We start from the raw sequence: 12,204 nt of genomic DNA on the forward strand, positions 1-12,204 counted from the left end.
TGGGGAATGCCGGGCTCCTTGCGTGGCCGGGGGGCGATCAAAGGGATGTTTTGTGGAAGATCAGGCGAGGGAGATGTCGGATGATGTTCATGATGACCCACCACCATGATGGGAGATAGGCGACGGCCTTGCCCTTCCGAATCGCGCGCCATGCCAGATGGCCGACCTTTTCGGCAGAGGAAAACAGAGGCCCCTTCGGTAGGTCCGCAGCCATCGGGGTGTCGGTCATGCCCGGCTTGAGCAGGACGACCTTGACCGTGGGGGTTCCCGCAAACTGATGGCGCATGCCCCCCGTGAATGTGGCGAGCGCTGCCTTGGTGGATCCGTAGAGATAGTTTGATTGACGACCCCGGTCTCCGGCAACCGAGCCGATGACGGCCAGCGTGCCCTGCTGCTGATCCTCGAGGATCGAGGCGCACACCGACATGATCCGGGCGGGGCTGATGAAGTTGATGTCGATCTCGCGGCCGATCGCATGGCGATCCGCCAGGGTCTCGGCCTGATCCGGCAGCGATCCGTGGGCGATGTAGAAAAGATCCCATCGGGTGCCGTCCAACCGTTGCTTCCAATCCTCGTCAGGGTTCAGCAGATCGACCGTGGCGACGTCACATTCCGCGCCACGTTGGCGCAGGTCGTTGGCGATGGTCTCCAGTCGATCGTGATTCCTCCCCATCAGTAGGAAATGGGCGGGGCGCTCGGCGGCCAGTGCCCGCATCGTTTCGATGGCGATTGCGGAAGTGGCGCCGAAAACGGCGGCATGATAACGTTCGGTGCTCATGGGGTGGAGAATGTGAATTGGCGGTCGAGTCGGTATTTCCAGACGTAGCCGATGATCAGGCCGACGCCTCCGCCGACGTATTTCGCGGTCGTCCAGTTCGGGAAGCCGTGATGGAAGGCGATCTGGAGTCCCCAGAAGACTCCCGTCGTCAGCAGCCCTGTGGCGGCGTAGCGGAGGAAGCTCTTCCCGATGTCGGATGCATCCTTCAAATGATGGGCCTCGAACACATACTGCTTGTCTAGTAGATATTTGACGACCAGTCCCGCCCCGGTGCCGGCCATCAAGGCCGTCCAGAACCGGAAGGGGGTCGGGTCAATCCAACCAACCACGGCCTGGGTTGCCAGGTTTGCGGCGATCGCGATGGCGGCGAACAGACTGTAGATGACCGCAATCTTCATGAGTTCATCCGGTTCCAGAAGTCCGAGGTGAAGCCCGGGTCGACATGCGGGCGGAATGCGTCGAGGCGCGGAAATGAACGCTCGAAATCCGCCCGGCTCATGCGGGCGTCCTTGGCGGGGTAGAAGCGGCCTTGGGCTTGGCGCACGACGGCATCGAGTTCATCGAAGAGTTTGAGCGTGCTTGCGCCCTGATTGGCGAAGTCGAGTGCCAGCGTGATGCCGGGGGAGGGGAAGGACAACATCCCGGGCGAAGGAACGTCGCCGAATGTCTTCAGCACTGCCAGAAAGGAGCCTTGCCCGGACTTTGCGATGCGCTGGAGCATCTCGTTCATCGGTTCCGGGCCGGCTTCGAAGGGGGTGACGCATTGATACTGATAGAACCCCCGTTTGCCGTAGATCCGGCTCCAGCCCTGGACCGAGTCGAGCGGGTGGAAGAAAGGCGAATAGTGTTGTCGCAGTTCGTTGGTTTTGCCGAGGAAGCGGTGGTAGTAGGCGGTGTTGAATGCGTGGATGGAGAATCGATTGAGCGCGAAGTCCGGAAAGTCCAAGGGGATGGATGCTCCGCCGGTCTTGTGCGGTTCAAGATCACCGAACTTCGACCAGTTGCCGCGTATGTAGATCCCACGGCCGAGCGAGCGGCCTGAGGCGAGGCAGTCGATCCACGCCACCGTGTGTTCCCAGGACTCTGCGGAGTCCTTCGAGAGTTCCAGAAACTCATCCAACCCATTGAATCGGACCAGTTCGACGTCGAGCAAGGCTGAGTGGATCGGGACCAGCTGGAGTTCGGCCCAGGTGATCAATCCGGTCAGTCCGAGTCCGCCGATGGTTGCGGCGTGGAGTTCCGAGCCTTCCGGGCAGGTGTGGCGGCTGCCGTCCGAGCGAAGGAGTTCGAAACAAGGGACGTGATTGCCGAAGCATCCTGCCTGATGATGGTTCTTGCCGTGGACGTCGTTCGCAATGGCGCCACCCAGGGTGACCTGTCGGGTGCCCGGGGTGGTTGGCAGGAACCAGCCTTTGGGCACGGCAAAGCGTAAGATGGCATCGAGCGAGATTCCGCCTTCGGCGCGGAGCAGTCCGGTCGTGGTGTCGAAGGACAGGATGCGATCGAGAAAGCGCGTTTCGATCATGTGCCCACCATCAAGGAGGCATGAGTCCCCGTAGGAGCGACCCAGCCCGAAGGCGAGGTTGTTGGTTTCATGCAGGGAGATCTGGTCCGGCCAAGCGGGGGAGGCGACGTCTGCGGTGACGGGTCGGATCCGACCCCAGGAGTGCATCTGGCGGGTCGTGTTCATGCGGGCTTGGGAAGGGCGAAGAGAACGAAGGAGAGTCCAAGAAGTCCGAGGATCCATGTGCCCCGGTCCTTGAGCGCAAATACGACCGGGTCGTCGTGCATGAGTCCACGGTGGGTCAGGAACCAGATCCGAGTGATCCAGTAGAGGGCGATCACGCAGATGCCCCAGAACCACTGAGGGCGGACGTAGAGGGAAGTGACCTGCTCGCTGTTGGAATACAGTCCGAGAACGATGCAGGAGGCGACGCCTGCGGAGAGTCCGAGGCCCGACACGGTCGGAAAGTCCTCGCGGCTGTAGCCCCGGCCTTGAATTCCTTCGTCGCCGCGGTCGACCGTCATGCGGAGTTCCGTGTAGCGCTTGGCGGCGGCAAGAGAGAGGAAGAGGAGAAAGGTGAAGGCGAAGAGCCAGAACGACACGACCGCCTCCGAAATGATGATGCCTCCGACCACCCGGGAGAGGTAGAGCAAGGCAAGCATGAAGATGTCGGCAATGGCGACGCGCTTGAAATACAGCGAATACGACAGGGTGGTGGCTATGTAGGCCAGCAACAGGAGGCCGAATGTCGGGTCGAGGGCGAAACCTCCGAGTAGGCCGGCGCCGACGAGGGTGCAGGAGGCGAGGATGATGCGCTGGAGGCTGGTTTTGCCTGATGCCGCCAAGCGTTTCCGCTTCCGTGGGTGGGCCCGGTCGTATTCCAGATCGAGCAGGTCGTTCCACAGGTAGGTGCCCGAGGCACACAGACTCATGGCGAGAAAGGCGGCGAAGAGTCCGGCGAGTTCCCAGCCGGTGTGGAAGTGGTGCCCTGCAAGAAAGGGTAGGGCGATGAGGAGGTTCTTCGCCCACTGGTGGATCCGCAGGGCCTTCACCCAATCCGGCCAAGAGGTGGAATTGGTGCAGAAGGTACGATCGACGTCGTAGGTCCGCTCCGCCCACGCGAGACGTTGCTTCGAATGGAAGACGGGGACGGCCTTACGGGCGTGGTCCCAGATGGCGGTATCGCTGGAGGAGTCTCCTGCGTAATCGAATCCGTTTTCTCCAAATCGTTCGACCAGATAGAGGGCCTTTTTTTCGCCCTTGAGGTTCAAGGTGTCGTTCGACGCGATGATTTCATCGAAGGGGAAGAGGTCGCGAACCGGGCCGAGCGCTTCTTCGTGGGAAGCGGTGACGAGCAGGATCTGCCGTCCTGCAGCCTTCTCCTCCTTGAGCCAGGCTTCAATCTCCGTGTTGACCGGAGGGGCGTGTTCGGGAGGGTCGAGGGCACGGGCCAGTTCTCCCTTCAGGGTGGCTTTTCCGCGAGCGAGCCAAAGGGGAAGTCGCCATGCGCTCAGGGGCTTGTGGCGGAGGAGTCGCAGCACACCCTCGATCAGTAGATCCGAGCGGATGAAGGTTCCGTCGAGGTCCACGCAGAGCGGGACTTCGGTCGCCTTGCCATTCTGGTTGTCGGAACTCATGGAGCTTCGACTTCCTCCGAGAGTTTGGCACGCGCGTCTTTCAGCTGAGCCTCGAGTTGGGTGTTGTTCGGATAGATCTCCAGTCCCCGGACCAAGGTGTTGACCCGGTCGTGATGGCGCTTCGCGCGGTCGAACAGATCGGAGGCTTCGAGGATGGTTTGGAAGTGGAGCTTTGAATTGTGGTGTTTCAGGACTTCGATGAACTCGGCGAATGCCCGATCCGCCTGCGTCGGGTCCCTCGCGATCAGCCGGCCCAGATAGAAGTGGGTGATGAGCCTTGTTTCCTGGGTCAGGTGTCGCTTGTTTGCTGCGATCTGGAAGAGTGCGGCTGCTTCATCGAACTGGCCCTGGTCGTAGCGGAGTTGGCCGAGTGTGGTGAAGGGGAGTGCGAGTTCTTCGGTGTCCTGGAGGGTGCGTCCTGCGTAGTCTTCGGCCAGTTCGCGCTTGCCGATCTCGAGCATGGTTCCGGACAGGATCGCCTTCGAAAGGTACTGATAGGGCCGGGCTGCCGCGGTGTGCACGAGGATCATGACCGGGTTTCTCCACGCCTGCACCCAGCCTTGGAATGCGGTGAGATTCACGACCCGGCTCCCGGCGATGAGGAAGATGAGGGCCCACGCGAGACGCCTGGATCCCTGGGCGTGCCCACTGTTGGGACGGGTCACCTTGACCAGGCCTCGGAGGATGGCGACAGCTACGAGGGCTAGGCCGATGGCCGGGATGGGGATGTAGTAGTCTGCGTAGGGTGTGTTTTTCAGGGGGATGAAGTTGCTGGACGGGAAGCTGGCGATGAAAAACCACGCGAGCCCGAATATGACCAAGTTACCGGCTCTCCAGAATCGGATGCACAGGCAGGCTGCGCCGATCAGCAGGAGCCAGCAGAAGGGAAGGATGATGGCGGGGATGGACAGGTCCCAGAGGTAGCTGCCCAAGCATTCGAGCCGACCCCATGGAGCCAACCACATGAGAAAATGGGTCCAGAGAAAGTAGGGGGCTGAGGCGGAAACCTGCCAGGTTTCGATGTCCAGGGCATAACTCGGGTTGTCCGCCCTTGTTGCATCGGCCCCTTGCAGTCCCCGGATCAGAAGGTAGCAGATGACCAAGGCGGCAATTCCTGCGTAGCGAATCATCGCCCCCTTTTTGAAGAGTTCGCGTCCCCGATAGAGATCGAGGAGGACGACCAGCGGAGCAAGGGAAACGGCGGTCTCATACGAGCAGAGGGCGAGGGCGAAGAGAACGAAACTCAGGATTCCAAAGGAAGGGCTGCCGTTGGTTTCCCGCCACTTGTCCCATGCCCACAATCCGAACGTCATGGCTGCTGCGGCGACGCTGATGTTCAGGCAGCTGGCCCATGCTCCGATGGTCACATTCGATGCGGATAGGGCCCAGAGGGCAGCGGCGGCAAGACCCCACAGCGGATGACCGAGAAGCCTTTGGCAAAGGACGAATACGCCGACCGTGGCGAGAAGGTAGGCTGCGACGGTGGCCATGTGGTAGGCCGGGTGCATGGCGTCCGACTTGACCATGATGAAGAAGAACAGGTTCTTCACCGGGCGAAAGTAGGAGAAGGCGTCAGGTTGGAGGGCCTCGGTCCAATGTTCCATCTTGGTGACCTGATTGACCGAAAAGGTGTCGTCCGAAAACAAGGGGGCATGAAACAGCGGGGCAAACAGCGCCACCAGCAGTGCGCAAAGGGCAACGAGGCCGACAATCGCGATCCAGCGGGTAGCCGCGGGCACTTCAGTCGTTGGAGAGTCGGATTCTGCCATGGAGCTGCCAACTTCCATACAGGAACCTGATATTTTGGAAATGCTAAAGATCCTTGGAATTCGGGCTCAATGCGGCATGAAACCCATCCAATTCGGGGTTCCTGAGGATCGCTGTCGCCCTCCCGTGCGAGGAGTCTTGGCCCCAAGCGATGGCTCTAGTCCTCGTCTTCCTTCTGGAGTTCCTCGAGTTGTCGGCGTGCTCGCTCAGCGCGCAGTGTGCGGACGGTGCTGACAAGAACGACGAAGGCGATGACCAGAGCAGCTGCCTGATAGGGGGCGGCCGGAGCGTCCGGTTTGCCGAGCGCGAGTACGGCGGGAGCGCAGCGTGCGGCTCCGAGGAGGGCGAGCACTCCGGCTGCAATGAGCCCGTGCCAGTACCACTGTTTGCTGCCGGTGAAGAACCCGCAAATGATCCATGCGCCTCCGAGCGTGATGGCACCCTGGAACAAGGCCGGGTCTCCCAACTTCGATTCGGCGGCAAAACCGAGAACGGTGGTCATGATGCCGGCGGTAAATATCAGTCGTCTCATCGTCGTAGGTGGGTTCAGCGCCGTTCCAATGCCTCCTCAAGCTGGGTGTAGAGGTAGTGGAGTTGTCCCCCGTCCGTGGCCTGTCCGCCTCCGGGAAGAGTGACGTAGAGGGTGTCCATGGCGGCCCCCTTCTCGGTGCAGATGCGGGCGTGGACGGTATCGAGTCCTGCCTTGTTGATCGAGTGGAGCAGGTCGTGCAGCAGTCCGATCCGGTCGATCGCCTGGATCTCGACGGTGGTGCAGTTCGGCAGGATGTCGTTGGAGATGGTGGCACGCACGGGGAAGTCGATGCCTTGTTGCTCCCTCGGGCGCAGCAGGTTCTTCTTCGGCTTGAGGTAGGCGGAGGGGTCATAGCCATCCATGTTCCCGAGCTCGTAGAGGGTCTTGAGGAAGCGTTCGCGCAGCTTTGGATCCGTCACCGGCTGGAAGTCGGTGGTGCAGACGCGGAAGATGTCGACCACGACTCCGTCGGTCCGTGTGTGGAAATCGGCGGAGAGGATGTTGATGCCTTGGGCGGCAATGGCGCAGCAGACCTTCTCGAGGAAAAGCGGGCGGTCGCGCGAGGCGATGACCAGCTCGGTGTATCCCTGGTCCGTGAGGTCCGTGGCAAGTCCTGCACATTCGAAGGCGCCGTTCGACTTCGCTTCGCGTTCGAAGAATTGCCGGATCGTCTTGATGTGTCGAGGGATGCTGTTCGGATCCCGGAATCGGAAGTAGCTCGCGGGCATCCGCTCGAAGTGTTCTTCGATTTCCTGAGCGTAGGATTCGCCCAGCTTCTTGTGGGTCTTTTCCTTCAGCTCATCCTTTTCGGAAAGGACGGAGGCTTCGAACTTCTCGCGACCCTGGGTCAGGTACTGGCGGGCGGCCCGGTGCAGTTGGCGGTGGAGGGTTTCCTTCCAACTCGTCCACGAGTCGGGGGAGGTGGCATTCGAGTCCGCGTAGGTGAAGAGCATGAGGGCATCGAGCCGCTCCGGCGTCTTCATCAGCTCGGCAAATTCGGCGATCACTTCGGGGTCGTCGATGTTCTTGGTCGTCGCGTAGCGCCAGAAGGTCAGGTGGTGATCGACGAGGAACATGATCATCCGGCGTCGGGTTCCCCGGACCTGCAGGCGGTTGCAGAGGCGCTGGGCGAGCATGGCGGAGCCGTCGATGTGTTCGCGGACGTTTTCGGACCGGCCGGTATCGTGCAGGATGATCGCGAGGTAGAGCGGATAGGGGTCCTTGATGTTCAGCAGCAGGTCGCGGAACAGGGCTACGGAGGGATCCGGGTTGTCGACGAGGGCGTCGATGTGCTCAACGAAGCGCAGGGTGTGTTCGTCCGCGGTGTAGCGGTGGAAGAATTCATGCTGCACGAGGCAGTCGAGCGCGCCGAACTCGGGGAGGTATCGGCCGAGGAATCCGACCCGGTGCATGCGGCGCAGGACTTCGGCCACTTCGCCCTTGCGGCTGAGCATGGCTTCGAAGAGATCGCGGTTCACCTTCGAGTAGCGGAATGCCCGGTCGATGTCCTCCCAATGGGCCTTCACCAGTTTCCGCATGGGCGGGCTGAGCCTGAGATTCCGGCGTTGGGTGTGTTGGAACATCCGCATGAGTTGATGCGGGTCCCCTTTGAAGACGTCGTTGTTCTCGGCGTAGATGCGTCCATCCCGGGCGATGAAGCCATCGAAGCTCTCTTGCTTCTGTCTGCGCAGGGTGAGGAAGGAGACGAGCCCCTGATCGCGGCTTTCCTCCTCCTCGATCTCAAAGATCTCCATCAGCGAGTTGGTGTGCTGGTAGAGGTGGCGCGTGTGGGTGTAGTAGTCGCGCATGAAGGCCTCCGTGCGACGGAGGATGGAGCGCTGCGGATAGCGGAAGTTGGTGGCGACCACGCCCTGGAGGCGGAGTGTGAGTTGGTCGGATCCACGGCCGGCCTGGTAGTGGAGTTCGTTGCGGACGCGGTGGAGGAAGTCGTAGGCTTCCAAGATCTCGCGGTGGGCGGTGCGGGTCAGGAGGCGGGCGTCGACCAGCTTCTTCAGGTCGCGGATGCCCCGCTTGGCGTGGGCGACCCAGAGGATGTTGTGGTAGTCGCGCATGCCTCCGCATCCTTCCTTCACGTTGGGCTCCTGAAGGAAGACGGTCTTCGAGTATTTCTTGTGCCTTCCGCGGAGGTCGCGGCGGCGCAGATCGAAGAAGGCTTCCTGCTTCTTCGCGACGGCTTCCTTTTCGAAGCGCTTCCGCCAGGTGGAAAACAGGGTGCGGTCTCCGGTGATCCGGCGACCATCCATCATGGCGGTCTTGTTCTGTTGGTCGGACTTCGCCTGCTGCACGCACTCGGTGATCGACCGGCACGAGTGGCCGACCTTGAAGCCGACGTCCCAGAGGAGGTAGAGGACTTCCTGCACCACGGCTTCCAGATCCTTCGGCAGATTGTTGGAAGCCCGGGGGACGAGGAACAGGAGGTCGATGTCGGATCCTGGATTGAGCGTGCCGCGTCCATAGCCACCGATGGCCATCAGCGTCATGGCGGCCGGCGCCTTCCCCTTGCGCTTGGCGAGGGCGGTCTTGAAGACGGCACGAAGGACGACGTCGAGGAGTTCGGCCCGTGCCTTCGCGATCTCGAGACCGCCGCCACCGGCTCCATGGCGCAGTTTGATGCGGTGTTCCTCGATCTTCAGGAACCGCTTGTAGAGGGCGATGCGTTCAGCCTGCGAAAGGTGACCCTGGCTGGCGGGCTTGAGGGCTTTCTTGGCGTGGGCGGCGAGCGTCTTGAGGTGGGCGGACATCCGGGGGAAATGTCCATGGATGCCGCCTGCTTGTCGACCGATGAATGCGGCGAGATGGCCGGGGTGAGCAGCGGAGTCGGATTTTCAGTGCTGAGACGGGCCGGGGGGCGGGTTCAGTGGTTGAAGATGAACTCCTTGGAATTCAGGATGGCCCAGAAGATGTCGTCGAGGATCGCGCGGACTTCCTTCGGTTCGTCGCCGGCTTCCTTGATGAATTTCTCCAATTGGCCGCGCTCGTTTTCGGTTGGTTCGCGTCCGAGGGTCCGCAGGTAGAGGTGGTTGACAATCTCCATCGGGGGCATCTTCTTCTCGAGCCGTGAGCTGATGATGGTGCTGCGCTTGATGCGGTTGTGGGTCGCGTCCCCGTTGAGCAGGTGGAGGGCCTGGGACAGGTTCGGCTCCATCTTGACCTCGCATGAGCACACGGTGGCACGGGTGGCACGGCCGAAGGTGGTGAGGAAGTAGGACGAGGTGTTGCCGTCGGCGATCTGGACCGCCGATGCGCCGAGTGGCAGGCCCTTGAACTTGTTCGGGGTTTCGGTGGCTTGGGAAATGGAGTCGAGCAGGATCTCGGCGCGCATCCGGCGGATCAGCGCGTGGGAGAAGTTCGTTTCATCCGTCGCATTGGTTTCGTTGATCTTGGTCGCGAGTTGGTAGGTGCGCGAGTTGCAGATGTCGCGAACGATACTGCGAATGTCGTAGTTGGATTCGATGAAGTGCTTGGCAAGTGCATCGAGGAGGGCCGGATTCGAAGGAGGGTTGGAGATCCGGACGTCGTCGACGGGGTTGGTGATGCCGACGCCGAGGAAGTGGGCCCAGGTGATGTTGGCGACGTTGCGGGCGAACCACGGGTTCTCCGGTGAGGCGAGCCAGTCGGCCATGGCTTCACGGCGCGACTTGTCCTTCGGGAGTTCGTCGGGGGTCGGAGTCCCGAGGAACCGTGGCTTGGCGTTCTGCTTGGTGACGGGGTGCTGGACCTCGCCGCCGCCGTCGAAGATGATCCGTTCCCGGGGATCCTCGGCGCGTTTGCGTTTCACCTGGGCGAAGAACGAGGCGAAGCCGTAGTAGTCGTCCATCGTCCAGCGGTCGAAGGGGTGGTTGTGGCACTGGGCGCACTGAATCCGGGTCCCCATGAAGACCTGGGCGACGTTCTCGGTCAGTTTGAGGACGTCGGACTCGATCTGGAAGAAGTTGGTCGCGGGTGAATCGAAGGTGCCGCCTTCGGAGGAGAGCAGTTCCCGCGCGATCTCGTTGAACGGGGTGTTGGAGGCGATGCGGTCGCGAAGCCACCCGTAGTATCCGAGTGCCGCCTTGTAGGACACCTGGTTCTGGCCCTGATTGAAGGTGCGAATCTGCAGCAGTTCGGCCCACTTCATGACCCACATTTCGGTGAATTCCTTGCGGCCGATCAGGTCGTCGATCAAATGGGCGCGCTTGTCGGGCCGGGTGTCGGCGAGGAAGGCCGCGCGTTCATCCACGCTTGGCAGGCGGCCTATCACGTCGATGAAGAGACGCCGGACGAAGATTTCGTCGGTGCAGACGTCGGACGGGATGATGCGGAGTTTGTGGAGCTTTTCGTGGACGTGTTCGTCGATGTAGTTGAAGGCCTCGAGCTGGGGGCGGGTGTAGGGCAGGTCTTCGGGGATGACGATGGCCTGCGAGCCCTCGGTGAAGGTGTGGAAACGGGCGAGCAGGAAGGCTTCGCCGCGGTGCTTGGATTCCGCCACGCCGCTCAACTCGCCGATGGGCGCCGAGTTGTCGTTTGAGGTGGAGTAGGAGGAAAGCGTGGAGACATCGCGATCGGTGCCGTCCGAATAGGTGGCGCGGACGGTGAGCGGGATCTCGAGGTCGGGGCCTTTCATCACCAGTTGGGGCGGCTCGATGGTGATGCCGGTGGGCTCGGGGATTTCTCCCTCGTCGTATTTGGCACCTGCCTGGATCCATTTGAGCAGGGTGTCGTAGTTGGCGCTGTCCTTGTCGAAGAGTTTGCCGCCGGTGTGGGGGACGTCGCCGACCGACTTCGTGAGTAGCAGCGAGGTCTCGGGCAGGGCGAGATTGATGCGTCGGCCCGCCATTTCCCGCGTCAGCCGGAAGTGGTCACCTTCGGGGTCGAAACCGTAGAGGGTGAGGTGGAATCCATCCTGTCCTCGCGCCGATCCGTGGCAGGAGCCGGTGTTGCAACCCGATGAGGTCAGCACCGGCATGACATCGAGCTGGAAAGAAATGGGGCGAGCCTTGGTCGCGTCCTTGACGGTGACCGGGATTTCGGTGGTGAGTCCGCGGTATTCGATTTTCAGGGTGGTGGTGCCATCCTTCAGCGGGCGCAGGGTGGTGTCGCTGAGTGAGGCGAGCGAGGGGTCGGTCAGGGTGACTTTGGCTTGTCGGGTCACGTCATGGGTGGCGGCGTCCTTGAAGTGCGCGATGACGATCACGCGGTGAAAGTCGGCCGCGGTCTCGAGGGTGACTTGCTTCGGGTAGGCCTCGATGCGGTCGATGGACGGATCGATCGGGGCGTTCCACTCCGGCAGGGCGGTTTTGGGTCGCGGTGACATCGTGATGCCTTCCGGCCATGGGGCACCGGCTGAGACCCACGCCTTGAGGGCGTCGATCTGTTCCGGGTCGAGGGGGCCGCCCTTGGGAGGCATCAGGTCGTCGTGGTCTTCCTCGAGGCACACGCGCTCGATCAGCAGCGACTTTGCCGGGTCACCGGGAACCAGCGACGTGCCGGAGTCCCCTCCGGTGATCATTTCCTGCTTCGTGGTGAGGAGCAGGTCGCCCTTCGTCTTGCCGGGGTGGTGGCAGGACAGGCAGTGAGTTTCCAAAACCACGCGGGCAGGGAGGAAGGTATCTGCCGTGGCCGGTAGTGTCGCTGCCAGAATCAAGCTGATCCTCAAGGAAAAGGTCATGAAGTGTGGTTACGTGACGGACCGGAAGGGTGTTTCATTCGATGCGAAGTTGCTGCTGGGGGTGTCGGTCCGGACGGGTCGCCTGGCCCGTGGGGCATCCGTGGGGCAGGTGAGCTTTTGCTTTCGCGGGATCAGCGGGCGGGGAGGAATGGAGAACCCTTGCAACCGCGAAAGGAGCGTGAAATCTGAGGAGTGCGTGGGCGCCGTGCAGGATAAAGGCGTAGCCTGCTTTGGAGTGCGGTGGTCTGACACCGCTTTGCGTCCCCAGCATTCTCCAGTCCTGCTCGGATTCGTGACCGAGACGGTCATGCCACGTTG

At 61.8% G+C, this 12,204-nt stretch carries 8 protein-coding genes; all 8 read right to left on the reverse strand.

Annotated elements, in window-relative coordinates:
* Positions 1 to 37: 37 nt before the first annotated feature.
* The 8 genes from JIN81_RS08495 to JIN81_RS08530 all read right to left on the reverse strand — a co-directional run bounded on the left by JIN81_RS08495 (position 38) and on the right by JIN81_RS08530 (position 11,886).
* Positions 38 to 778, reverse strand: coding sequence for an SDR family NAD(P)-dependent oxidoreductase (locus JIN81_RS08495; protein WP_200278503.1), 741 nt, complete (start codon positions 776 to 778; stop codon positions 38 to 40).
* Complete coding sequence (locus tag JIN81_RS08500; RefSeq protein ID WP_200278504.1) at positions 775 to 1,176, reverse strand: GtrA family protein; 402 nt, start codon at positions 1,174 to 1,176, stop codon at positions 775 to 777. Before JIN81_RS08500 ends, JIN81_RS08495 begins: the two co-directional genes overlap by 4 nt.
* The gene (locus JIN81_RS08505; RefSeq protein ID WP_200278505.1) at positions 1,173 to 2,468 is read right to left on the reverse strand and encodes an FAD-binding oxidoreductase; all 1,296 of its coding nucleotides are present in this window, start codon (positions 2,466 to 2,468) and stop codon (positions 1,173 to 1,175) included. Before JIN81_RS08505 ends, JIN81_RS08500 begins: the two co-directional genes overlap by 4 nt.
* The gene (locus JIN81_RS08510; protein WP_200278506.1) at positions 2,465 to 3,919 is read right to left on the reverse strand and encodes a UbiA family prenyltransferase; all 1,455 of its coding nucleotides are present in this window, start codon (positions 3,917 to 3,919) and stop codon (positions 2,465 to 2,467) included. The genes JIN81_RS08505 and JIN81_RS08510 overlap by 4 nt, the downstream gene beginning before the upstream one ends.
* Positions 3,916 to 5,688, reverse strand: coding sequence for a tetratricopeptide repeat protein (locus tag JIN81_RS08515; protein ID WP_200278507.1), 1,773 nt, complete (start codon positions 5,686 to 5,688; stop codon positions 3,916 to 3,918). Before JIN81_RS08515 ends, JIN81_RS08510 begins: the two co-directional genes overlap by 4 nt.
* Positions 5,689 to 5,843: 155 nt before the next feature.
* Positions 5,844 to 6,188: a hypothetical protein gene (locus JIN81_RS08520; protein WP_234044599.1), complete on the reverse strand. Its 345-nt coding sequence runs from the start codon at positions 6,186 to 6,188 to the stop codon at positions 5,844 to 5,846.
* Positions 6,189 to 6,232: 44 nt separating this feature from the next.
* Positions 6,233 to 8,980 (reverse strand): [protein-PII] uridylyltransferase, encoded by a 2,748-nt coding sequence (gene glnD / locus JIN81_RS08525; RefSeq protein ID WP_200278509.1) that lies wholly within the window; start codon positions 8,978 to 8,980, stop codon positions 6,233 to 6,235.
* A gap of 113 nt (positions 8,981 to 9,093) precedes the next feature.
* The gene (locus JIN81_RS08530; RefSeq protein ID WP_200278510.1) at positions 9,094 to 11,886 is read right to left on the reverse strand and encodes a PSD1 and planctomycete cytochrome C domain-containing protein; all 2,793 of its coding nucleotides are present in this window, start codon (positions 11,884 to 11,886) and stop codon (positions 9,094 to 9,096) included.
* Positions 11,887 to 12,204 lie beyond the last annotated feature (318 nt).

It is taken from the genome of Haloferula rosea (assembly GCF_016595525.1).
In the GTDB taxonomy this organism is placed as follows: Bacteria; Verrucomicrobiota; Verrucomicrobiia; order Verrucomicrobiales; family Akkermansiaceae; genus Haloferula; species Haloferula rosea.

Excerpts from the sequence above, each read along its gene's own strand:
- JIN81_RS08495 (WP_200278503.1), bottom strand. The coding sequence starts at position 778 with ATGAGCACCGAACGTTATCATGCCGCCGTTTTCGGCGCCACTTCCGCA.
- JIN81_RS08505 (WP_200278505.1), bottom strand. The coding sequence starts at position 2,468 with ATGAACACGACCCGCCAGATGCACTCCTGGGGTCGGATCCGACCCGTC.
- JIN81_RS08515 (WP_200278507.1), bottom strand. The coding sequence starts at position 5,688 with ATGGCAGAATCCGACTCTCCAACGACTGAAGTGCCCGCGGCTACCCGC.
- JIN81_RS08520 (WP_234044599.1), bottom strand. The coding sequence starts at position 6,188 with ATGACCACCGTTCTCGGTTTTGCCGCCGAATCGAAGTTGGGAGACCCG.
- JIN81_RS08530 (WP_200278510.1), bottom strand. The coding sequence starts at position 11,886 with ATGACCTTTTCCTTGAGGATCAGCTTGATTCTGGCAGCGACACTACCG.
- glnD (WP_200278509.1), bottom strand. The coding sequence starts at position 8,980 with ATGTCCGCCCACCTCAAGACGCTCGCCGCCCACGCCAAGAAAGCCCTC.
- JIN81_RS08510 (WP_200278506.1), bottom strand. The coding sequence starts at position 3,919 with ATGAGTTCCGACAACCAGAATGGCAAGGCGACCGAAGTCCCGCTCTGC.
- JIN81_RS08500 (WP_200278504.1), bottom strand. The coding sequence starts at position 1,176 with ATGAAGATTGCGGTCATCTACAGTCTGTTCGCCGCCATCGCGATCGCC.